20 protein-coding genes and 6 tRNA genes are annotated in these 22855 nt (G+C 63.2%); 21 read left to right on the top strand and 5 right to left on the bottom strand.

What is annotated here, in order from left to right:
* Window positions 1-67 precede the first annotated feature (67 nt).
* The 14 genes from fabD (at window position 68) to ABIB24_RS23620 (ending at window position 12494) form a co-directional block, all read left to right on the top strand.
* On the top strand, window positions 68-1006 hold the full coding sequence (gene fabD, locus ABIB24_RS23685; RefSeq protein ID WP_354317354.1) for an ACP S-malonyltransferase: 939 nt from the start codon (window positions 68-70) through the stop codon (window positions 1004-1006).
* A 15-nt stretch (window positions 1007-1021) separates the two neighbouring features.
* A complete protein-coding gene (gene fabG / locus ABIB24_RS23680; RefSeq protein WP_003247160.1) occupies window positions 1022-1762 on the top strand; it encodes a 3-oxoacyl-ACP reductase FabG in 741 nt (246 codons plus the stop codon).
* A 202-nt stretch (window positions 1763-1964) separates the two neighbouring features.
* Entirely contained in the window at window positions 1965-2201 is a 237-nt protein-coding gene (gene acpP / locus ABIB24_RS23675) for an acyl carrier protein (RefSeq protein ID WP_016715141.1), read from the top strand.
* 188 nt (window positions 2202-2389) lie between these two features.
* Window positions 2390-3634, top strand: coding sequence for a beta-ketoacyl-ACP synthase II (fabF, locus tag ABIB24_RS23670; protein WP_025338216.1), 1245 nt, complete (start codon window positions 2390-2392; stop codon window positions 3632-3634).
* On the top strand, window positions 3634-4449 hold the full coding sequence (pabC, locus tag ABIB24_RS23665; RefSeq protein WP_137163278.1) for an aminodeoxychorismate lyase: 816 nt from the start codon (window positions 3634-3636) through the stop codon (window positions 4447-4449). Before fabF ends, pabC begins: the two co-directional genes overlap by 1 nt.
* Window positions 4450-4453: 4 nt before the next feature.
* Window positions 4454-5674, top strand: a complete 1221-nt coding sequence (gene mltG / locus ABIB24_RS23660) for an endolytic transglycosylase MltG (RefSeq protein ID WP_354317352.1) — start codon at window positions 4454-4456, stop codon at window positions 5672-5674.
* A 9-nt stretch (window positions 5675-5683) separates the two neighbouring features.
* Window positions 5684-6316 carry a dTMP kinase gene (gene tmk, locus ABIB24_RS23655; protein WP_075044136.1) on the top strand — a complete coding sequence of 211 codons (633 nt, stop codon included), beginning with the start codon at window positions 5684-5686 and terminating at the stop codon, window positions 6314-6316.
* Window positions 6309-7295 (top strand): DNA polymerase III subunit delta', encoded by a 987-nt coding sequence (locus ABIB24_RS23650; RefSeq protein ID WP_137163280.1) that lies wholly within the window; start codon window positions 6309-6311, stop codon window positions 7293-7295. Before tmk ends, ABIB24_RS23650 begins: the two co-directional genes overlap by 8 nt.
* Window positions 7296-7325: 30 nt before the next feature.
* Complete coding sequence (locus ABIB24_RS23645; RefSeq protein WP_025338221.1) at window positions 7326-8108, top strand: TatD family hydrolase; 783 nt, start codon at window positions 7326-7328, stop codon at window positions 8106-8108.
* Window positions 8109-8813: 705 nt separating this feature from the next.
* On the top strand, window positions 8814-9449 hold the full coding sequence (locus ABIB24_RS23640; RefSeq protein WP_003260720.1) for a TetR/AcrR family transcriptional regulator: 636 nt from the start codon (window positions 8814-8816) through the stop codon (window positions 9447-9449).
* A 209-nt stretch (window positions 9450-9658) separates the two neighbouring features.
* Window positions 9659-10627 (top strand): GTP 3',8-cyclase MoaA, encoded by a 969-nt coding sequence (locus tag ABIB24_RS23635; RefSeq protein ID WP_354317350.1) that lies wholly within the window; start codon window positions 9659-9661, stop codon window positions 10625-10627.
* A 66-nt stretch (window positions 10628-10693) separates the two neighbouring features.
* Window positions 10694-11299 carry a DUF4823 domain-containing protein gene (locus ABIB24_RS23630; protein WP_013971585.1) on the top strand — a complete coding sequence of 202 codons (606 nt, stop codon included), beginning with the start codon at window positions 10694-10696 and terminating at the stop codon, window positions 11297-11299.
* 10 nt (window positions 11300-11309) lie between these two features.
* Window positions 11310-11870: a DUF1285 domain-containing protein gene (locus tag ABIB24_RS23625; RefSeq protein WP_274078907.1), complete on the top strand. Its 561-nt coding sequence runs from the start codon at window positions 11310-11312 to the stop codon at window positions 11868-11870.
* A gap of 207 nt (window positions 11871-12077) precedes the next feature.
* The gene (locus tag ABIB24_RS23620; protein WP_137163284.1) at window positions 12078-12494 is read left to right on the top strand and encodes a cupin domain-containing protein; all 417 of its coding nucleotides are present in this window, start codon (window positions 12078-12080) and stop codon (window positions 12492-12494) included.
* Here ABIB24_RS23620 and ABIB24_RS23615 read toward each other — a convergent pair.
* From ABIB24_RS23615 to ABIB24_RS23605, 3 genes are all read right to left on the bottom strand, one after another.
* Entirely contained in the window at window positions 12467-13753 is a 1287-nt protein-coding gene (locus tag ABIB24_RS23615; protein ID WP_289515158.1) for a cytidine/deoxycytidylate deaminase family protein, read from the bottom strand. The genes ABIB24_RS23620 and ABIB24_RS23615 overlap by 28 nt on opposite strands.
* 114 nt (window positions 13754-13867) lie before the next feature.
* Window positions 13868-13943, bottom strand: a tRNA-Asn gene (locus ABIB24_RS23610).
* Between the two features lie 62 nt (window positions 13944-14005).
* The gene (locus ABIB24_RS23605) at window positions 14006-15202 is read right to left on the bottom strand and encodes an amino acid aminotransferase (protein ID WP_137163286.1); all 1197 of its coding nucleotides are present in this window, start codon (window positions 15200-15202) and stop codon (window positions 14006-14008) included.
* Between the two features lie 288 nt (window positions 15203-15490).
* On the opposite strand from ABIB24_RS23605, the gene uvrB reads away from it, so the two are divergent.
* Window positions 15491-17506 (top strand): excinuclease ABC subunit UvrB, encoded by a 2016-nt coding sequence (gene uvrB, locus ABIB24_RS23600; protein WP_039615454.1) that lies wholly within the window; start codon window positions 15491-15493, stop codon window positions 17504-17506.
* 132 nt (window positions 17507-17638) lie between these two features.
* Here the strand turns inward: uvrB and ABIB24_RS23595 are convergent, their stop codons facing one another.
* Window positions 17639-19189 carry an MDR family MFS transporter gene (locus ABIB24_RS23595; RefSeq protein ID WP_085618191.1) on the bottom strand — a complete coding sequence of 517 codons (1551 nt, stop codon included), beginning with the start codon at window positions 19187-19189 and terminating at the stop codon, window positions 17639-17641.
* Window positions 19179-20234 carry an HlyD family secretion protein gene (locus ABIB24_RS23590; RefSeq protein WP_274078911.1) on the bottom strand — a complete coding sequence of 352 codons (1056 nt, stop codon included), beginning with the start codon at window positions 20232-20234 and terminating at the stop codon, window positions 19179-19181. Before ABIB24_RS23590 ends, ABIB24_RS23595 begins: the two co-directional genes overlap by 11 nt.
* A 143-nt stretch (window positions 20235-20377) precedes the next feature.
* On the opposite strand from ABIB24_RS23590, the gene gltX reads away from it, so the two are divergent.
* From gltX to ABIB24_RS23560, 6 genes are all read left to right on the top strand, one after another.
* A complete protein-coding gene (gene gltX, locus ABIB24_RS23585) occupies window positions 20378-21859 on the top strand; it encodes a glutamate--tRNA ligase (protein ID WP_025338230.1) in 1482 nt (493 codons plus the stop codon).
* Between the two features lie 289 nt (window positions 21860-22148).
* A tRNA-Ala gene (locus ABIB24_RS23580) sits at window positions 22149-22224 on the top strand.
* A gap of 72 nt (window positions 22225-22296) precedes the next feature.
* A tRNA-Glu gene (locus tag ABIB24_RS23575) sits at window positions 22297-22372 on the top strand.
* A 53-nt stretch (window positions 22373-22425) separates the two neighbouring features.
* Window positions 22426-22501, top strand: a tRNA-Ala gene (locus ABIB24_RS23570).
* Window positions 22502-22544: 43 nt separating this feature from the next.
* Window positions 22545-22620 (top strand) — tRNA-Glu (locus ABIB24_RS23565).
* 60 nt (window positions 22621-22680) lie between these two features.
* Window positions 22681-22756, top strand: a tRNA-Ala gene (locus ABIB24_RS23560).
* Window positions 22757-22855 lie beyond the last annotated feature (99 nt).

Raw genomic sequence — 22855 nt, 5'->3', positions numbered from 1 at the left:
CAGATTCCGCGCCTGGCCCAAAGCCCGGCGCACCCTATCCGACGACAAGATCATAAGGGCTTGTTCAATGTCTGCATCTCTCGCATTCGTCTTTCCCGGTCAAGGTTCCCAGTCGCTGGGCATGCTCGCCGAGCTCGGCGCCGAGAAGCCAGTGATCATCGAAACCTTCAAGGAAGCGTCCGAGGCACTCGGTTACGACCTGTGGAAGCTGGTCCAGGAAGGCCCGGAAGAACAACTCAACCAGACCGACAAGACCCAGCCGGCCATCCTCACCGCGTCCATCGCGCTGTGGCGCCTGTGGCTGGAAGAGGGCGGTGCCAGGCCGGCCTTCGTCTCCGGTCACAGCCTGGGTGAATACAGCGCTCTGGTTGCCGCCGGCAGCCTGAGCCTGAAAGATGCCGTGCGCCTGGTCGAGCGCCGTGGCCAGCTGATGCAGGAAGCCGTGCCGGCCGGTCATGGCGCCATGGCCGCCATTCTCGGCCTGGATGACGCCGTGGTCGTGGAAATCTGCGCCGAAGCGGCCGAAGACCAGGTGGTCAGCGCGGTCAACTTCAACTCGCCAGGCCAGGTGGTCATCGCCGGCAACAAGGCCGCCGTCGATCGCGCCATCGAGCTGTGCAAGGCCAAGGGTGCCAAGCGCGCCCTGCCGCTGGCGGTCAGCGTGCCGTCGCACTGCGCGCTGATGAAGCCGGCTGCCGAGCGCTTTGCCGAGTCGGTCAACGCCATCGAGTGGCACGCCCCGCAAATTCCCGTGGTGCAGAACGTCACCGCTGCCGTTGCCGCTGACCTCGATGCCCTCAAGCACGACCTGATGGCGCAGCTGTACCAGCCAGTGCGCTGGGTCGAATGCGTGCAGACCCTGGCCGCTAATGGTGCGGTCAACCTGGTCGAGTGCGGCCCGGGCAAGGTCCTGGCTGGCCTGAACAAGCGTTGCGCCGATGGCGTGACCACCTACAACCTCAATACCCCTGACGCCGTCGCCGCCACCCGCGCGGCACTGGCCTGATTTGGAGAAGCTTGCATGAGCCTGCAAGGTAAAGTTGCACTGGTCACCGGCGCCAGCCGTGGCATTGGCCAGGCCATCGCCCTCGAGCTGGGCCGCCAGGGCGCGACCGTGATCGGCACCGCCACTTCGGCCTCCGGCGCCGAGCGCATTGCTGCCACCCTGAAAGAACACGGCATCACCGGTACCGGCATGGAACTGAACGTGACCAGCGCCGAATCGGTTGAAGCTGTGCTGGCCGCCATCGGCGAGCAGTTCGGCGCACCGGCCATCCTGGTCAACAACGCCGGTATCACCCGTGACAACCTCATGCTGCGCATGAAGGACGACGAGTGGTTCGACGTGATCGATACCAACCTGAACAGCCTCTACCGTCTGTCCAAGGGCGTGCTGCGTGGCATGACCAAGGCACGTTGGGGCCGTATCATCAGCATCGGCTCGGTCGTCGGTGCCATGGGCAACGCCGGCCAGGCCAACTACGCGGCCGCCAAGGCCGGCCTGGAAGGCTTCAGCCGCGCCCTGGCGCGTGAAGTGGGCTCGCGTGGCATCACCGTCAACTCGGTGACCCCGGGCTTCATCGACACCGACATGACCCGTGAGCTGCCAGAAGCGCAGCGCGAAGCCCTGCAGACCCAGATTCCGCTGGGCCGCCTGGGCCAGGCAGACGAAATCGCCAAGGTGGTTTCGTTCCTGGCATCCGACGGCGCAGCCTACGTAACCGGCGCCACCGTGCCGGTCAACGGCGGGATGTACATGTAACACTGCAACTCAATGTGACGGATTTCGTAAAAAAAGAGTCATACTGCGAGCCTAAAATCCGTTATAAAGCTGCAACCAGATTCCAGGCAGCGGGTGTGGTGACTGGTGTGAAGGTGCGTTTAGCTTGAAAAGCGAACGTCTTTCTATAAAATTAGCCACCGGCCAGCTGCCTGACATATATCCATTAGGAGTAAACCTAGGTATGAGCAACATCGAAGAACGCGTCAAGAAAATCGTCGCCGAGCAACTGGGCGTCAAGGAAGAGGAAGTGACTCTCGAGAAGTCCTTCGTCGATGACCTGGGTGCCGATTCGCTTGACACCGTTGAGCTGGTGATGGCTCTGGAAGAGGAATTCGAGACCGAAATCCCTGACGAAGAAGCCGAGAAGATCACTACCGTTCAAGCTGCTGTAGACTACGTCAAAGCCCACCAGGCCTAAGACGCTGTAGTCGACGCTTCTTGTCGGGAAAAACCGCACTGCCTTTGCCGGCGTGCGGTTTTTTCTTTGCGAGCACCCTGCGTTTTGCAGATCGGGCTCGTTCACCGGGTACCAAGAGCTTGTTGCCATTTCATTCCATTGCTTGAATGCAATGGCAAGAAACTCTGTCATTAGAAAAGGAGAGTACTGTGTCGCGTAGACGCGTCGTGGTCACCGGTATGGGTATGCTGTCGCCACTGGGTACTGATGTACCGAGCACCTGGCAGGGCATTCTGGCTGGCCGCAGTGGCATCGGTCCGATCGAACACACGGACCTGTCTGCCTACTCCACCCGTTTTGGCGGCTCGGTGAAAGGCTTCGAGGTCGAGCAATACCTGTCGGCCAAAGAGGCCCGCAAGCTCGACCTGTTCATCCAGTACGGCCTGGCGGCCGGGTTCCAGGCAGTGCGTAATGCCGGCCTGGAAGTCACCGACGCCAACCGCCAGCGTATTGGCGTGGCCATGGGCTCGGGTATCGGCGGCCTGACCAACATCGAAGAAACCAGCCGCACCCTGCACGATTCGGGGCCGCGTCGCATTTCGCCGTTCTTCGTGCCTGGCTCGATCATCAACATGATCTCCGGCTTCCTGTCGATCCACCTGGGGCTGCAAGGGCCGAACTACGCCATCGCCACCGCGTGCACCACTGGTACCCACTGCATCGGCATGGCCGCGCGCAACATCGCCTACGGTGAAGCCGATGTGATGATCGCCGGCGGCGCCGAAATGGCCGCCTGCGGCCTGGGCATGGGCGGCTTCGGTGCCTCCCGTGCACTGTCCACTCGCAACGACGAGCCGACCCGGGCCAGCCGCCCGTGGGACAAGGGCCGTGACGGCTTCGTGCTGTCCGACGGTGCCGGTGCCCTGGTGCTCGAAGAGCTGGAGCACGCCAAGGCCCGCGGCGCGACCATCTATGCCGAGCTGGTCGGCTTCGGCATGAGCGGTGACGCCTACCACATGACTTCGCCACCCGACACCGGCGAAGGCGCTGCCCGTTGCATGGCCAACGCCCTGCGTGATGCCGGCATCCAGCCGGAAGAGGTCAGCTACATCAACGCCCATGGCACCTCGACCCCTGCTGGCGACGTGGCCGAAGTGGCGGCGATCAAGCGCGTGTTCGGTGAGCATGCCTACAAGCTGGCGGTCAGCTCGACCAAGTCGATGACCGGCCACCTGCTGGGCGCCGCCGGTGCCGTGGAAGCGATCTTCAGCGTGCTGGCGATCAACAGCCAGATGGCTCCGCCCACCATCAACCTGGACGAGCCGGACGAAGGCTGCGACCTCGACTTCGTACCGCACCAGGCGCGCAGCATGCCGATCGATGTGGTGCTGTCCAACTCGTTCGGCTTTGGCGGCACCAACGGTTCGCTGGTATTCCGCCGGTTCGCCGATTGATGCAAAGCTGGATCGATGGCCAGCCGGCGGCTGCAGTCAACCTGCAGAACCGCGGCCTGGCCTACGGCGATGGGCTGTTCGAGACCATCGCCGTGCGCGGCGGCCGGCCCAGCCTGCTGGACGGCCACCTCGCACGCCTGGCGCTGGGCTGCCAGCGCCTGGCAATCAGTGCCGACCTGGCGCTGGTGCGCGACGAACTCCTGCGCTATGCCAGCCAGCTCGGCGATGGCGTAGCCAAACTCATCCTTACTCGTGGTGACAGCCAGCGCGGTTACGCACCGGTTGCCGGTGCCGCGCCGCGCCGTATTCTGCAGGGCAGCCCGTTGCCCAGCTATCCTGTCGAACATGCCGAGCATGGCGTGCGCCTGTTCCCGTGCCAGACCCGGCTTGGGGAACAAGCGCTGCTGGCCGGCCTCAAACACCTCAACCGCCTGGAACAGGTGCTGGCCCGTGCCGAATGGCAGGACAGCGAACATGCCGAAGGCCTGATGCGTGATGGGCAGGGCAGGGTGATCGAAGGGGTGTACAGCAATCTGTTCCTGGTGCGCGATGGCGTGCTGTTCACGGCCGACCTCAGCCGCTGTGGCGTCGCTGGCGTGATGCGGGCCGCGTTGCTGGAACAGGCAGCGCTGCTGGGCATCCCGGTGCAGGTCTGCGACCTGCCGTTCGACGCGCTGGAGCAGGCAGATGAAGTATTTGTCTGCAACAGCGTCTACGGTGTCTGGCCCGTGCGTGGCGTTGCCGCGCTAAACTGGTCGCCGGGCCCGCTCACCCGTAAACTGCAGGCCGTTGCCCGTACGTTACTGGAAACCTGAATTCGTGAGACGTAAATTCCTGCTGCTGCTGGAAATGGGCTTGATCCTCGCCGGCCTTGCCGTGGGCTGGTCGGCCTGGAAGGTCAACTCGGTCCTGGAGCAGCCCCTGCACGTGACGCAGGAGCGCCTGCTCGACGTGCCAAATGGCACCACCCCCAATCGCATGTTCTATCGCATGCAGAACGAAGGGTTGCTCGACGACGCCGTCTGGTTGCGCCTGTACTGGCGTTTCAACATGGCCGGCACCCCCCTGCACACCGGCGAATACCGCCTGACTCCCGGCATGACCGTGGAGCAGTTGTTCGATGCCTGGCGTCGGGCCGACGTGGTGCAGTACAACCTGACCCTGGTCGAAGGCTGGACCTTCCGCCAGGTGCGCTCGGCCGTGGCCAAGCATGAAAAGATCAAGCATACGCTGGATGGGCTGTCCGATTCGGAAGTGATGGACAAGCTCGGCCATACCGATGTGTTCCCCGAGGGGCGCTTCTTCCCGGACACCTACCGCTTCGTGCGCGGCATGAGCGACGTCGAGTTGCTGCAGCAGGCCTACATGCGCCTGGACGAAGTGCTGGCCAAGGAATGGGCCGAGCGCACCACCGACCTGCCATACCGTGACCCGTACCAGGCGCTGATAATGGCCTCGCTGGTAGAGAAGGAGACCGGCATTCCCCAGGAGCGCGGGCAGATCGCCGGCGTTTTCGTGCGGCGCCTGCGCCTGGGCATGATGCTTCAGACCGACCCTACGGTGATCTACGGCATGGGTGAGCGCTACAACGGCAAGATCACCCGCGCCGACCTACGCGAGCCGACGCCTTACAACACCTACACCATCACCGGCCTGCCGCCGACCCCGATCGCCATGGTCGGTCGCGAAGCGATTCACGCGGCGCTCAACCCGTCCGATGGCACCAGCCTGTACTTCGTCGCTCGTGGCGATGGCAGCCACGTGTTTTCCGACGACCTCGACGACCACAACTCGGCGGTGCGCGAGTTCCAGCTCAAGCGCCGTGCGGACTACCGCTCCAGCCCCGCGCCGCAATCGCAGCCAGAGCCGCAGCCGCAGCCGCAACCCCAACCACAACCAAGTACCGACGAGGCCGAACAGCCTGAGGCGCCTGCCGACGAGTCTACCGCGCAGCCAGCGCCCGACCAGCCGCCTGTGCAGGACGCCCCTGCCGGCGGCGCGCAAGCGGCCGAACGGCCGATGCCTGACGAACAACATTAAGGACTGCCTGTGAGCGGCTTGTTTATTACTTTGGAAGGCCCCGAAGGCGCGGGCAAGAGCACCAACCGCGACTACCTGGCTGCGCGCCTGCGCGAGCAGGGCCTGGATGTGGTGCTGACCCGTGAGCCCGGCGGCACGCCGCTGGCCGAAAAGGTGCGCGAGCTGCTGCTGGCGCCCAGCGATGAAAGCATGGCGGCCGACACCGAACTGTTGCTGGTGTTCGCTGCGCGTGCCCAGCACCTGGCGCAGGTGATCCGGCCGGCGCTGGCCCGCGGGGCGGTTGTCTTGTGTGACAGGTTTACCGATGCCACTTACGCCTACCAGGGCGGCGGGCGCGGTTTGTCGGTCGAGCGGATCGCCACCCTGGAGCAGTTCGTCCAGGGCGACCTGCGCCCGGACCTGACCCTGGTCTTCGACCTGCCGGTCGAAGTGGGCCTGGCCCGCGCCGCCGCCCGCGGCCGCCTGGACCGTTTCGAGCAGGAAGGCCAGGCGTTCTTCGAGGCGGTGCGCCAGGCCTACCTGCAGCGCGCCGGTCGCGAACCACAGCGCTATACACTGCTTGATGCCGCCCAGCCTCTGGAGGCCGTGCAGCGCTCCATCGATGCGTTGCTACCAGGCATCGTGGAGCGTTGCCGTGGCTGAGGCCTATCCCTGGCAGCAGGCACTCTGGCAACAATTGGCTGGCCGCAGCCAGCACGCTCACGCCTACCTGCTGCATGGGCCGCAGGGCATCGGCAAGCGGGCCCTGGCCGAGCGCCTGATGGCCCGCCTGCTGTGCCAGCAGCCCCAGGGCCTGGAGGCCTGTGGCGTGTGCAAGTCCTGCTTGCTGCTCAAGGCCGGTAGCCACCCGGACAACTTCGTCCTCGAGCCCGAAGAAGCCGACAAGCCGATCAAGGTCGACCAAGTGCGCGAGTTGGTGGCCTTCGTGGTGCAGACCGCGCAGTTGGGTGGGCGCAAGGTGGTACTGATCGAGCCGGTGGAAGCGATGAACGTCAACGCCTCCAACGCCCTGCTCAAAAGCCTCGAAGAACCCTCCGGCGACACCGTGTTGCTGCTGGTTACCCACCAGCCCAGCCGCCTGTTGCCGACCATCAAGAGCCGGTGCCAGCAGGTCGCCTGCCCGCAGCCCAGCCTGGCTCAGAGCCAGGCCTGGCTGGCCGGCGCGCTGCCCGACAGTGACGAGGCCGAGCGCGACGAGTTGCTGACCCTGGCTGCCGGTTCGCCGCTGATGGCGGTCAGCCTGCAGGCGCAAGGCGTGCGCGAGCAGCGCGCGCTGGTCACCGACGGGGTGAAGAAGCTGCTCAAGCAGCAGCAATCGCCCAGCCAGCTGGCCGATGCCTGGAACGGTGTACCGCTGTTGCTGCTGTTCGACTGGTTCTGCGACTGGGCGCACCTGATCCTGCGCTACCAATTGACCCAGGACGAGGAGGGGCTAGGCTTGGCCGATATGCGCAAGGTGGTGCAGTACCTGGCGCAGAAGAGCCGCCAGGCCAAGGTGCTGGAGGTGCAGGCATGGATCCTGGAACAGCGCCAGAAGGTGCTGGGCAAGGCCAACCTCAACCGCGCCCTGCTGCTTGAATCGCTGCTGGCCCACTGGCTGCAGTTGCCGGGCGCCCGCTGATTTTCATTTTTTCATGTGTGCCGTTATCCCATGCTCGTAGATTCCCATTGCCATCTCGACCGTCTAGACCTGAGCGCCCACCAGGGCTCCCTCGATGCTGCCCTGCAGGCGGCGCGTGAGCGCGGGGTCGGGCATTTCCTGTGTATTGGCGTCAGTGCCGAGAATGCTGGTGCGGTGAAGGCGCTGAGCGAGCGCTACGCCGATGTCGATTGCTCGGTGGGCGTGCACCCGCTGGACCTGGCGCCAGGCGAAACGCCGGCGCTGGAATGGCTGCTGCGCGAACTGGCTCACCCACATGTGGTGGCGATTGGTGAAACCGGGCTGGATTACCACTACGAGCCGGAAGCAGCCGAGTTGCAGCAAGCCTCGTTCCGCCTGCACCTGGAGGCCTCGCGGCAGACCGGCAAGCCGGTGATCGTGCATACCCGTGCGGCGCGTGCCGATACCCTGGCGCTGCTGCGCGAGGCCAACCTGCCGCAGGCTGGCGTGCTGCACTGCTTCACCGAAGACTGGGACATGGCCAAGGCGGCGCTGGACCTGGGATATTACATTTCGTTGTCTGGCATCGTTACCTTCCGCAATGCCGATGCCCTGCGTGAAGTGGCGCGGCAGGTGCCGGTCGATCGTTTGCTGGTGGAAACGGATTCGCCGTACCTGGCGCCGATCCCGCATCGGGGCAAGCCGAATTTGCCGCAGTACGTGCGTGAGGTGGCGGAGTACGTGGCTTCGTTGCGCGGGGCCAGCTATGAGCAGTTGGCTGAACAGACCACTGCCAACTTCAAGCGCTTGTTCCCGTTGGCGCGGGTGAGCTGATTCGAAGAGGGTGGGTGTGCGAGGGCTACCAGGTGCCTGTCACAACATCTTCAGCGCCTGTGAGATCGAGCGCCGCCCGCGCGGCGCTTCGCAGCACAAGGCTGCTCCTACATCTGTTTCGGGCCAGTAACGCCTGTTCCGATGCACGCGGCCGCCTTGTTTGCCCGGCACGATATCGAGGTGGACACCACGGGCCCGCGCGGGTCTGCCTCAGGAATAACTGGCCCGAAACAGATGTAGGAGCAGCCTTGTGCTGCGAAGCGCCGCGCGGGCGGCGCTCGATCTGACAGGCGCTGCAACTATCGTGGCGGGCGCCTGGTGGTCCTCATGCAATCCCCACCAACCCCAAACTTGAACCCCGGCTTCATTACCCCTCGAAACACCCAAAAAAAACCCGGGTTCTGGGGGGGGAATCCGGGTTAAGACCATTAGGAGTAAAACAAAGGTACGCGGTCCCTGAGCACCTTTATCGGCGCGCCACTTGGGGGGGATGCGCCGCGCCAACACTTCAAGTATTGGTCAGCTTTGGCGCAGTGCCAGTGCATATTGATCGTTTTTTAAACAGATTTGGAATACGCCAACGTTTCATTCCTCCCGCAGCGCATGGCCGTAAGCATCATGAAACACAGACATGCTAGGATGATCCGTGCAATTTCCCGCAAGTTAGGCATAATAAACCGCTTCGATTGTCATCCAGTCCTTCCTATGCAGAAAGAACCTCGTAAGGTCCGTGAGTTTCGCCGTCGCGAACAGGAAATCCTCGACACCGCGCTCAAACTGTTTCTCGAACAGGGTGAAGACAGCGTCACTGTCGAGATGATCGCTGACGCCGTGGGCATCGGCAAAGGCACGATCTACAAGCACTTCAAGTCCAAGGCGGAGATCTACCTGCGCCTGATGCTCGACTACGAGCGCGACCTGAACGCGCTGTTGCATTCGGCCGACGTCGATCGCGACAAGGAAGCCCTGTCGCGAGCCTACTTCGAGTTCCGCATGCGCGATCCGCAGCGTTACCGGCTGTTCGACCGCCTGGAAGAAAAGGTGGTCAAGGGCAACCAGGTACCGGAAATGGTCGAACAGCTGCACAGCATCCGTGCCTCCAACTTCGACCGCCTGACCCAGCTGATCAAGGGCCGTATCAGCGAAGGCAAGCTCGAAGACGTGCCGCCGTATTTCCATTATTGCGCCGCCTGGGCGCTGGTGCACGGCGCCGTGGCGCTGTACCACTCGCCGTTCTGGAGCAATGTGCTGGAGGATCAGGAAGGCTTCTTCCAGTTCCTGATGGACATTGGCGTGCGCATGGGCAACAAGCGCAAGCGCGACCCGGAACCCTCGAACTGAAGCATCCGCGTTCAGGCAATACGCAGTACCTGTAGGAGCAGCCTTGTGCTGCGAAAGGGCCGGTACAGCCAGCACACATCTGCATGGCTGTACCGGCCCTTTCGCAGCACAAGGCTGCTCCTACCTATTTCGGCGATGTGCAGGGCTTGCAAAAACCTGATTTATGAGTCAGGTTTTGCCAGCCCCCATCATCCATGCCGGAGTCATTCATGATCGTCGATCGTCAAGGCAGGCGTTTTCGCAACCTGCGCGTCAGCCTGACGGCTGCCTGTAATTATGCCTGCACCTACTGCGTACCAGACGGCAAGCGCCTGGTAGCAGCACAGGACGAACTGCCGGCGGATGCCCTGGCCCGTGGCGTGGCCTACCTGATCGACGCCGCCGGCATCGAACGCTTGCGCATCACCGGCGGTGAGCCATTGGTCAGTCCACGTCTGGATGCCTTCCTGGCCGCCGTGGCCAAGCTCGACCTTGACGATATCTCGCTGACTACCAATGGCCAGCTGCTGACGCGCAAGTTGCCCCAGTTGCAGGCGGCAGGTATCCGCCGATTGAACGTTTCCCTAGACACCCTCGACCCACATGCCTTCCGCCGTATCGCCCGGGGCGGCGATCTGGCCAGCGTGCTGGCGGGCATGGAGCGGGCTAGCGCCATGGGCATGCAGATCAAGGTGAACATGGTGCCGATGCGCGGGCACAACCTCGATCAGGTGCTGCCGTTGCTGGATTACTGCCTTGAGCGCGGCTTCGAACTGCGCTTCATCGAGCTCATGCGCATGGGCCACCTGGCCCGTGACCACAACGCCTTCCTGCAGCAGTTCGTCGGCCTCGACCAACTGCTCGCACTGATCGCTGGCAAGCATGCCTACGTTCAGGTCGACGCGCCGCTGGATGCCACCGCCTTGCGTTATCAGGTACCCGGCAAAGGCCACTTCGGCGTGATCGCCAACGAAAGCGTACCGTTCTGTCGCACCTGTTCGCGGCTGCGCCTGTCCTCCACGGGCTGGCTACACGGCTGCCTGTCGTCGGGCAATCGCCATTTCGTCGGTGACCTGCTGGAAAAACCGCGGCATCAGGCGCTGCCGGCCCTGCAGCGCTTGCTGGTCAAGGCCTTGGCAGACAAGCAGGACCTGGCGTTTTCCGGCGATGTGATGGTGATGAAGGTGATCGGTGGCTGAAGCTGGCGCAAAAGCTGCATCCGCCGGCTATTCGCCGGTTTTTCGTCGCCGGCCACTGGAGGAAAGATGCGTAGCCTGGTTTTGCTGCTGGCGCTGATGGCGCTGGGCGGTTGCATGAATGTCAGCGATATGGGCGAGGGCGTCCGTTACCACATGAGCGATGCCGGTCTGCTGGACCACAGCGATACCCGGCGCACCCTGTCGATCCGCCTGCAGCCCGATTCGTTCATCTTCATCGGCCAGGGCGCGTTCGTGCCCCCAGGCAAGGGGCCGGTGCCGCGGCAGAACGCGGTAGCCGAGCAGGCCTACAAGAGCTTCGTCGAGTATTTCCCGCTGGTACGCCGCGCCCAAGGGCCACTGGGCCTGGAAGAGGCCATCGCCCAAGCGCGTTCAGTGGGTGCCGACTACGTGCTGTACACCCGCTTCGCCCGGACCGACGACCGTATCGGCAATGGCGACGAGTGGTATGACGAACAGGCGGTCGACCGCCTGGGCTGGGACACCGGCGTGGTGCAGATGATGCTCATCGAAACCAGCACCCGCTACCTGATCGACACTGCGCGTATCAAGAGCCGTGGCGGTTTGTTGACGTTCCACGATAAAACCCCGGAGGATTTGCTTGGCGCGCCGATGCGCGAGTACGCTCGTAGCCTTCTGGGTGTGAGTGAATGAGGCAAGCGTGATGAGCGATTCCGGCAAGGCCAATGATCTTCTGGCGCAGATTCCCAAGGCCAAGGGCCTGCCGCCGGTGCATCTGTGGAACCCGGATTTCTGCGGTGACATCGACATGCGCATCGCCCGTGATGGCACCTGGTACTACCTGGGTACGCCGATCGGTCGCAAGCCGATGGTACGGCTGTTTTCCACCATCATCCGCCGCGATGGCGATGACTACTTCCTGATTACCCCGGTAGAGAAGGTGGGCATCCGCGTCGACGATGCGCCGTTCGTGGCCGTGGCGTTGGATGTGGAAGGTAAGGGTGAGCAGCAGGTGCTGCGCTTCACCAGCAATGTCGAGGACCAGGTCGAAGCCGGGCCGGCCAACCCGCTGCGCGTGGTGATCGACCCGGTCACGCAGGAGCCATCGCCGTATGTGCTGATGCGCAGCAACCTTGAGGCGCTGATTAATCGGAATGTGTTCTACCAGTTGGTAGAGCTGGCGGTGCCGCGTGAGATCGATGGGGAAGAGTGGCTTGGGGTCTGGAGCCGCGGTGAGTTTTATCCGATCGGGCTTAGCAGCTGAGATCTCTGTTGCCTGCACCGGCCTTTTCGCGGGCTCGCCCGCTCCCACAGGGTTCTCCACAGGCTTCAAGGGTGTGGGAGCGGGCAAGCCCGCGAAGAGGCCGGCACAGGCAATAATCGGCCTCTTGGTTTTTCCCCGAATTGGTCATTTGTCTCTCTGCCCCACAGGCCTAACCTGCAGGCAATTGCCATCCAGGAGAAGCCCCCCATGAAACCCTTCAGCATCATCCTTTTCGCCCTGTTCGCCGCCCAGACCCCTGCCTGGGCGCACGGCGACGCTGCCGGCCAGGTCAAGGTCCTGCAGCAGCAACAACCCTCGAACGCCCCCGGCAAGAGCGCCGTGATGCTCACCGTCAGCTACGCCCCCGGCCAGGCATCACCCGCGCATCAGCACCCGGGCGCAGTGATGGCCTACGTGCTGGAAGGGGCAGTGGTATCGAAGCTCGATAACGAGCCGGAGAAAACCTACAAGGCCGGTGAATACTGGTACGAAGCCCCGGGTACCGTGCACAGCGTGTCACGCAACGCCAGTCAGAGGCAGTCAGCCAAGTTGCTGGTCTGGAGCCTGGTGGATGAAGGCAGTGCGGTCACATTGCCCTATCCGGCAGCAGGCTCGGAGCGCTGAGCCTGCCCCAGCCGGGTTGTCACTTCCTGCATCAGGTTCGGGTCCAGTACCTGGCAAGGCGCGACCTGCGCGTTGCTGGTGTAGAACGGCGGCAGATTTTGCGCCAGTCGAGCAACATCCTTGGCAGTGCAGCCAGTTGGCAGCAATACATATTGCAGGCTTGAGGGGAAAGACGGCGCGGTGTGCCGTTCCAGGGTGGAGCCATAGGCGCCAAGGGTCATGACCGCCTCGCTGCCGGCCGGGTCCGGAAAACGGAGCAGGACGAATGTGCAGTAACGGGGGTGGGTGAGATGCTGGTGTGCTTCGTCGCGGACCTGTGGGTCGTCATGGTTCATCAGGTTCCAGCGTAACGCGGCGTAGCTGCGAGTGGTCTCCATGAACGCAGTGCGAATGGGGGAGCGCGTTTCGTCACCGCCCAGGCAGGCCAGCAGATTGCCGAATGGGTCCAGCAAGGCTACGGCGTTGCACGTATCTGCCGCGAGAGCGGTGTCGACCAATGGCTCGGCCAGTTCGATGCCGGGCAGGCGAGGGTCTGCACTTTTGATGCGCAGGCTCCATGGGCTCAAACCCGCCAGGGCCTGGCGTACCAAGCTCCGGCTGGGTAGGGTGATCGGGTCTTTCAGGGCAGAGGGCGGCAGGCCGGCGTTGCTGCTTTCGTCGTGCACGTGGTTCACGCTGGCTTCGAACAACGAACGGGTAAGGCACATCGTTGCGGCGTCGATACGTTCGCCAGCGTAGATCGGCCCTTGCGCCGGCCCGACATAGTCGCGATCAAAAGGGCTGCCGACAGCATAGTAGCCCCATGTGGCTTGCACGCGCAGACGAAGTGCGGCCGGCAGGCCGGGGAATTCGAAGCGGCCGTCATGATTGATGCCGGCAAAGGTGTCGAGCGCACTTACCGCAACATTGAAGCCGGCAGTCAGCAAGGCACCTGCGCACATGGCGCAGGGGTCGAGCGTGGTGATGACGGTCAGTTCATGCGCAGGGGGGAGGGCAAGGCGCTGCTGGTTGTCGAAATACCAGTCGACCAGCCGGCGCTCACCATGCCCCGTTGGGTCGTGAAGCCTGTATGCGGGTTGCGCCTGGCTTGCAGAAGGCTCCAGCACGCGGTTGTGCAGGGCGACCAGTACCTTGCCAGTGGCATTTTCGATGATGCAGCCACCCACGGCGAACGTTGCTTGTCGGCTTGCCAGGAGGGCCTGGTTGGCGGCGATTGCCACCGCTTGCTGAGCGTTCTGGGTGAAGTCGTTGGCTTTCATGCTTGCCTGTGCTCGTCGAGGGATCTCGGACGATACAGCAGCCATGCTCTGGCATGAGGGGATAAGTGCAACAAAAAACCTCCAGTGCTTGCGCATCTGGAGGTTTTCAATGTTTGGCTCCGCGACCTGGACTCGAACCAGGGACCCAATGATTAACAGTCATTTGCTCTACCGACTGAGCTATCGCGGAATCTGTGCGTATCTTACTGATTGCCTAGGGGAAGTCAAGCCACCCCTAGGCAAAACAATGAGTTACAGCACCTGCACGATAGCTTTGGTCACCACGTGGATGTTGCTCTGGTTCAGCGCGGCCACGGCGATGCGGCCGGTGTCCAGCGCATAGATGCCGAACTCGTTCTTCAGGCGGGCGACCTGTTCGACGGTCAGGCCCGAGTACGAGAACATGCCAACCTGGCGGCCAACGAAGCTGAAGTCGCGGTTGGCGCCATATTCGGCCAGCAGCGCAACCATCTGCTTGCGCATGCCGTGGATGCGCTCGCGCATTTCGGCCAGCTCGGTTTCCCACATCTGGCGCAGTTCGGCGCTGTTCAGCACGGTGGCAACGATGGTTGCACCGTGGGTCGGCGGGTTGGAGTAGGTGGTGCGGATCACGCGCTTGACCTGCGACAGCACGCGGGTGCTCTCGTCCTTGGAGGCGGTGACGATCGACAGCGCACCGACGCGCTCGCCGTACAGCGAGAACGACTTGGAGAACGAGCTGGACACGAAGAACTCCAGGCCCGACTCGGCGAACAGGCGCACGGCGAAGGCGTCTTCGGCGATGCCGTCACCGAAGCCCTGGTAGGCCATGTCGAGGAACGGCACGTGGCCCTTGGCCTTGACCACTTCCAGGACGTTTTTCCAGTCGTCCAGGCTCAGGTCGACGCCGGTCGGGTTGTGGCAGCAGGCGTGCAGCACCACGATCGAGCCGGACGGCAGGTTGTTCAGGTCTTCGAGCATGCCGGCGCGGTTGACGTCGTTGGTCGGCGCGTCGTAGTAGCGGTAGTTCTGCACCGGGAAGCCGGCCGATTCGAACAGCGCGCGGTGGTTTTCCCAGCTCGGGTCGCTGATGGCAACCACGGCGTCAGACGACACACGCTTGAGGAAGTCGGCACCAATCTTCAGCGCGCCGGTACCGCCGACGGCCTGCACGGTAACCACGCGGCCAGCGGCCAGCAGTGGCGACTCGGCACCGAACAGCAGCTTTTGTACAGCCTGGTCGTAGGTGGCGATGCCGTCGATCGGCAGGTAGCCGCGCGAGGCGTGCTGGGCGGCACGCTGGGTCTCGGCTTCGATCACGGCGCGCAGCAGCGGAATGCGGCCTTCCTCATTGCAGTACACGCCCACGCCCAGGTTGACCTTGTCGGTACGTGGGTCGGCGTTGAATGCTTCGTTGAGGCCCAGAATAGGGTCGCGGGGTGCCAGCTCGACAGCGGAAAACAGGCTCATTGTTACCTTGGCTCTGATTGGAGTGTGATAGGACGTACACGCTCCAGCCCGAATGCACTGAAGCGGTGCACAAACGGGGAGTCAGTATAGTGATACCGACCGGTCACCGCGACAGTCCGGCATCGCTTTTCCGGTCATTTGCGCAAATATTTTTCGACCATTGGTCTAATTGCCGGGTCCACCGTAACAAGCGCTCACAGCTGTGCCTTGAAAGCGCCCCCCGGCGGGCGCATTTGGGTATAGACTACTGGCTAAATTTACAGTTGCTGCAACACCGCGAGGTCCGTCATGTCCGAGTTCCAGCTCGTCACCCGTTTCCAGCCGGCCGGCGACCAGCCCGAGGCCATTCGCCAGATGGTCGAAGGCATCGAGGCGGGGCTGTCGCACCAGACGCTGCTCGGGGTGACCGGCTCGGGCAAGACCTTCAGCATCGCCAACGTCATTCAGCAGGTGCAGCGCCCGACCTTGGTGCTGGCGCCGAACAAGACCCTGGCCGCGCAGCTGTATGGCGAATTCAAGGCGTTTTTCCCCAACAATGCGGTGGAGTACTTCGTTTCCTACTACGACTACTACCAGCCTGAAGCCTACGTACCGTCGTCCGACACCTTCATCGAGAAGGACGCTTCGATCAACGACCACATCGAGCAGATGCGCCTGTCGGCGACCAAGGCATTGCTGGAGCGGCGTGACGCGATCATCGTCACCACCGTGTCGTGCATCTACGGCCTGGGCAGCCCCGAGACCTACCTGAAAATGGTCCTGCACGTGGACCGCGGCGACAAGCTCGACCAGCGCGCGCTGCTGCGCCGCCTGGCCGACCTGCAATACACGCGCAACGAGATGGACTTTGCCCGCGCCACCTTCCGCGTGCGTGGCGATGTGATCGACATCTTCCCGGCCGAATCGGACCTCGAGGCCATCCGCATCGAACTGTTCGATGACGAGGTGGAGAACATCGCCGCCTTCGACCCGCTGACTGGCGAGGTCTTCCGCAAGCTGCCGCGTTTCACCTTCTACCCCAAGAGCCACTACGTCACCCCGCGGGAAACCCTGCTGGAGGCGGTGGAAGGCATCAAGGAAGAGCTCAAGGACCGCCTGGAGTACCTGCAGAAGGCCAACAAGCTGGTCGAGGCCCAGCGCCTGGAGCAACGCACCCGCTTCGATCTGGAGATGATCCTGGAGCTGGGCTACTGCAACGGCATCGAGAACTACTCGCGCTACCTGTCCGGGCGCCCGGCCGGGGCGCCGCCGCCCACCCTGTATGACTACCTGCCGCCCGATGCGCTGCTGGTGATCGACGAATCCCACGTCAGCGTTCCGCAGGTCGGCGCCATGTACAAGGGCGACCGCTCGCGCAAGGAAACCCTGGTCGAATACGGCTTCCGCCTGCCTTCGGCGCTGGACAACCGGCCGATGCGTTTTGACGAGTGGGAAGATGTCAGCCCGCAGACCATCTTCGTGTCGGCCACCCCGGGTCCCTATGAGGCCGAGCACGCCGGGCGCGTGGTAGAGCAGGTGGTGCGCCCCACCGGCCTGGTCGACCCACAGGTGGAAGTACGCCCGGCGCTTACCCAGGTGGATGACCTGCTGTCGGAAATCCGCAAGCGCGTGGCGCAGGGCGAGCGGGTGCTGGCCACCACGCTGACCAAGCGCATGGCCGAAGACCTCACCGACTACCTGGCCGACCACGACGTGCGGGTGCGTTACCTGCACTCGGACATCGACACCGTCGAGCGGGTGGAGATCATCCGCGACCTGCGCCTGGGTACTTTCGACGTGCTGGTGGGCATCAACCTGCTGCGTGAGGGCCTGGACATGCCCGAGGTGTCGCTGGTGGCGATCCTCGATGCCGACAAGGAAGGTTTCCTGCGCTCCGAGCGCTCACTGATCCAGACCATCGGCCGTGCTGCGCGTAACCTCAATGGCCGGGCCATCCTGTATGCCGACAACATCACCGGTTCCATGCAGCGCGCCATCGACGAGACCGAGCGTCGTCGCGAGAAGCAGATCGCATTCAACCTGGCCAATGGCATCGTGCCCAAAGGCGTGGTCAAGGACATCACCGATATCATGGAAGGCGCCACCGTGCCCGGCGCGCGCAGCAAGAAGCGCAAGGGCATGGCCAAGGCAGCGGAGGAGAGCGCCCGTTACGAGGCCGAGCTGCGCACGCCGGGCGAGATCACCAAGCGCATCAAGCAGCTGGAAGAGAAGATGATGCAGTTCGCCCGCGACCTGGAGTTCGAGGCCGCGGCGCAATTGCGCGACGAGATTGCCCAACTGCGCGAGCGGTTGATTACCAGCTGATTTTTTTACTGCCTGCACTGGCCTCTTCGCGGGTAAACCCGCTCCCACAGGATCGTTGTAATCCTTGAGCTCTGCGCAGTACCTGTGGGAGCGGGTTTACCCGCGAAGAGGCCGGCTCAGGCGACAACCTATTCAGTGGGTCTCCCCAGCCTTCAGCCCCTCTGGCAACTTCCGCGTCAACAACACCGCCAGCATGCTCACCGCCAACCCAATCCCCACAAAGTGGAACGCATCGTTATAGGCCATGATCAACGCCTGCTGATGAGTGATCTCGCTCAACTTGCCCAGCGCCGCATTGTCATTGCCCAGCCGCTCCGCCAGTTGCGCCAACCGCTCCGCCACCTGCGGGTTGCTCGGCACCACCGCCTCCCTCAGGTAATCGAAATACACCTTGGTCCGTGCATCGAGCAGCGTGGCCAGCAGCGCAATGCCGATCGCACCGCCCAGGTTACGCAGGATATTGAACAGGCTCGACGCTGAACCCGCATCCTGCGGCTGTATATACGCCGTGGCGATCAGCGAGATGGTCACCATGATCATTGGCTGGCCGATGGCACGGATGATCTGGATATGGTTGAACTGCGGCCCTGCAAAGTCCGGGTTGAGCACCCCCGAGCCGAAACTGGCGGCGCCGAACAGGCAGAACCCCAGGGCACACAGCACCTTGGGCGACACCACTTTCATCAGTTGCGGCACCAGCGGGATCAGGAACAGCTGCGGGATACCCATCCACATGATCACCTCGCCGATCTGCAAGGCGTTGTAGCCCTGCACCTGTGCCAGGTACAGCGGCAGCAGGTAGATCGACCCGTACAAGCCCACCCCCATGCCCAGGCTGGCGATGCTCGACAAGCCAAAGTTGCGGTTGCCAAGAATGCGCAGGTTGATCAGCGGGTGTGGCTTGGAAAACTGCAGGATGACGAAGGTGATCAGGCTGACCAGGGCGATGCTGCCCAGGCCGACGATCAGCTGCGACTCCAGCCAGTCCTTGCGGTGGCCTTCCTCCAGGAACACCTGCAGGCAGCCAAGCCCCAGGCCCAGGGTGACGATGCCGGCGTAATCGGTGCTTTTCAGCAGTTCCCAGTGCGCGTCCTTCTTTTCCAGCCCGTACAGCAGGCCGGCGATCATCACCAGGCCCGGCGGGATATTGATGTAGAAAATGTATTCCCAACCCCAGTTCTCGGTCAGCCAGCCGCCCAGGGTAGGGCCGATGGAGGGGGCGAAGGTGGCGGTCATGGCGAACATGGCCATGCCCTTGGCGCGGTGGTGTTCGGGCAGCTTGATCAGGGTCAGGGTGAAGGCCAGCGGGATCAGCGCACCGCCGGTAAAACCCTGCAGGGCGCGGAACAGGATCATGCTTTCGAGGTTCCAGGCCATCGAGCACAACAGTGACGACAACAGGAAACCGCCGGATACCCACACCGCCAGGCGCCGCGCCGACAGCAGCTGCACCAGCCAGGCGGTGAGCGGGATCATGATGATCTCCGCGACCAGGTAAGAGGTGGAAATCCACGAGCCTTCCTCCAGCGTCGCCGACAGCGCGCCCTGGATGTCCTTGAGCGACGAGTTGGTGATCTGGATGTCCAGCACCGCCATGAAGGCGCCGAGCATCACGCTCATTACCGCGATCCAGTCGCGCCGGGTCGGCTCGGCGGTGGGCCTGAGCAGCTGGTCACCGGCCATTGCGGCCTTCGTCTTCGCTGCGCAGGTCGACGGTGGCGGTCACCGACATGCCAGGGCGGATGCGCCCGTGCAGTGGGTTGTCGGCGCGGAAGGTCAGTTTGACCGGGATGCGCTGCACCACCTTGGTGAAGTTGCCGGTGGCGTTGTCGGGCGGCAGCAGGCTGAACTGCGCGCCGGAGGCGGCGAACAGGCTGTCGACCCGGCCTTCGATCGGTGTGTCGGGGTAGCTGTCGAACAGCAGTTCGGCACGCTGGCCGGGCTGCATGCGTCCGATCTGGGTTTCCTTGAAGTTGGCCTGCACCCAGATGTCTTCGTCCGGCACGATCGACAGCAGGTAGGCACCGGCCTGTACCACCTGGCCATTGCGCGCGTTGCGCTGGCCGATGCTGCCGCTGATCGGTGCGCGGATTTCGCAGCGGGTCAGGTTCAGTTCGGCCTGGGCCAGGTCGGCGCGGGCGTTGGCGATCTGCGCGTCGAGGCGCTTGAGCTCGGCGGTCAGCGCATTGACCTGCTGGCGCTGGCTTTGCAGGTCGGCACGGGCCTTGTCGACCTGCGAGCCGGCGACATGGCTGTCTGCGGACAGGGTGGTGACCCGCTCTTCCGATACGAAACCTGGCTTGCGCAACTTCTCGGCGCGGCTCAGGTCCAGGCGCGAGCGGTCGAAGGTGGCCTGGTTGGCCGCCACCTGGGCCTGGCCGGCGGCGATCAGGCTGGCTTGCTGGGTCAGGCGGCTTTGCGCCTGCACCTGCTCGGCTTCGCGGGTGGCCAGGGCGGCGCGGGCGCGTTGCACGGCCAGTTCGAAGTCGGCGGCCTCCAGGCGCACCAGCAGGTCGCCTTTTTTGACGTGCTGGTTGTCCTCGACCCGCACCTCGTCGATGCGTGCGCCCAACTGGCTGGAAATGCGCGTGATCTCGCCTTGTACGTAGGCGTTGTCGGTGCTTTCGTAGAAGCGGCCCTTGAAGTACCAGTGGGCCAGGAAGGCAAGGGCGATGACGGCCACCACGGTGAAGAAGACCAGCAGGCGGCGTTTGAGTTGGGCAGGCATGAGGACTATCGTTCCAGAAATGTAAATAAATTTAACAGCGGCACATGGCCGGTCGACAAGTGACGTTCGCGCCATTGCTGGAGCCCGGTGCCTGCCTCCTGCTAACATCCCGCCTTTGTTTCATCTTTCGTTCGAGACTCTCCATGACCACCGTACGCACGCGTATCGCGCCATCGCCTACCGGCGACCCCCATGTCGGCACCGCCTACATCGCCCTGTTCAACTACTGCTTTGCCAAGCAGCACGGCGGTGAGTTCATCCTGCGCATCGAAGACACCGACCAGCTGCGCTCCACGCGCGAGTCGGAACAGCAGATCTTCGATGCCCTGCGCTGGCTCGGCATCGAATGGAACGAAGGCCCGGACGTCGGCGGCCCGCACGGCCCGTACCGGCAGAGCGAGCGTGGCGAGATCTACGCCCGGTACGCCAAGGAGCTGGTTGATGCCGGCCATGCCTTCTACTGCTTCTGCACCGCCGAAGAGCTGGAGCAGATGCGCGCCGAGCAGCAAGCCCGTGGCGAAACCCCGCGCTACGACGGCCGCGCGCTGCTGCTGAGCGCCGAGGAAGTGCAGCGCCGCCTGGACGCTGGCGAGCCGCACGTGATCCGCATGAAAGTGCCGAGCGAAGGCGTGTGCGTGGTACCGGACATGCTGCGTGGCGATGTCGAGATCCCGTGGGACCGCATGGACATGCAGGTGCTGATGAAGAACGACGGCCTGCCGACGTACTTCCTGGCCAACGTGGTCGACGACCATCTGATGGGCATCACCCACGTGCTGCGTGGCGAAGAGTGGCTGCCATCGGCACCCAAGCTGATCAAGCTGTACGAATACTTCGGCTGGGAACAGCCCAAGCTGTGCTACATGCCGCTGCTGCGTAACCCGGACAAGTCCAAGCTGTCCAAGCGCAAGAACCCGACCTCGGTGACTTTCTACGAGCGCATGGGCTTCATGCCCGAGGCGATGCTCAACTACCTGGGCCGCATGGGCTGGTCGATGCCGGACGAGCGCGAGAAGTTCTCGCTGGCCGAGATGGTCGAGCACTTCGACCTGTCGCGTATCTCGCTGGGCGGCCCGATCTTCGACATCGAGAAGCTGTCCTGGCTGAACGGCCAGTGGCTGCGCGAACTGCCGGTCGAGGAGTTCGCCGCGCGCCTGCAGAAGTGGGCGTTCAACAGCGACTACATGATGAAGATCGCCCCGCACGTGCAGGGCCGGGTGGAAACCTTCAGCCAGGTTGCCCCGCTGGGCGGGTTCTTCTTCGAAGGCGCGCTGAAGCTGGACGCCAAGCTGTTCGAAAGCAAGAAACTGTCGGCCGACCAGGTACGCCAGGTGATCCAGCTGATCCTGTGGAAGCTCGAAAGCCTGCGTCAGTGGGAAAAGGAGCGCATCACCGGTTGCATCCAGGCGGTGGTAGAGGCGCTGGAGCTGAAGCTGCGTGACGCCATGCCGCTGATGTTTGCCGCCATTACCGGCCAGGCCAGCTCGGTTTCGGTACTGGACGCCATGGAAATCCTTGGCCCGGACCTGACCCGCTACCGCCTGCGCCAGGCCCTGGACCTGCTGGGTGGTGTGTCGAAGAAAGAAAACAAAGAGTGGGAAAAGCTGCTGGCCTCCATCGCCTGACAGTGGTCCCGAGGCTATAAGCCGAACCTGTGGGAGCGGGTTCACCCGCGAATACGATGGTGCGTTTTCCGTCGCATTCGCGGGTAAACCCGCTCCCACAGGGCTCACTGTTCAGTTTTGGCAAGGGCAGGGCGGTAAGTGATTGTTATCTGTGAAAAATTTTTTGAATATTTTGAAAAATTCGTTTGACAGCCCTGCGATCCGATCTTAATATGCGCCCCGTCCACAGCGATGAACGAAAACGAAACGCCAGGCACCCAGCCAGCGCTTCGGTTCAAAGCGACATTGTGGGGCTATAGCTCAGCTGGGAGAGCGCCTGCATGGCATGCAGGAGGTCAGCGGTTCGATCCCGCTTAGCTCCACCAAATTCCGTCTGGCAGCCAAGGCTGTCGGGCAAGACCGGGTCCAGCAACCGGGTCTTGAAGGTAAGAAGGTTCGTCCCCTTCGTCTAGTGGCCTAGGACACCGCCCTTTCACGGCGGTAACAGGGGTTCGAGTCCCCTAGGGGACGCCAGTTTTGCACAAGCGATGTTTCAGGATGTCGCTGGGCCGAGAGGCTAGAAATCCGGGGCTATAGCTCAGCTGGGAGAGCGCCTGCATGGCATGCAGGAGGTCAGCGGTTCGATCCCGCTTAGCTCCACCAATTTTTGCCGCGGTTCGCGCAAGCGGATCGGCACGAAGGTTACGTCCCCTTCGTCTAGTGGCCTAGGACACCGCCCTTTCACGGCGGTAACAGGGGTTCGAGTCCCCTAGGGGACGCCACTTTTCCTGCGTTTTGCAGGGCTTTAAAGGCTCGTCGATTACTGATGAGCCTTTTGTTTCGGGGCTATAGCTCAGCTGGGAGAGCGCCTGCATGGCATGCAGGAGGTCAGCGGTTCGATCCCGCTTAGCTCCACCATTTCTGCCGCGGTTCGCGCAAGCGGATCGGCACGAAGGTTACGTCCCCTTCGTCTAGTGGCCTAGGACACCGCCCTTTCACGGCGGTAACAGGGGTTCG

Source organism: Pseudomonas sp. UYEF17, from assembly GCF_040546125.1.
GTDB lineage: Bacteria > Pseudomonadota > Gammaproteobacteria > Pseudomonadales > Pseudomonadaceae > Aquipseudomonas > Aquipseudomonas putida_Z.
This window is presented reverse-complemented; position numbering and strand designations above follow the sequence as displayed.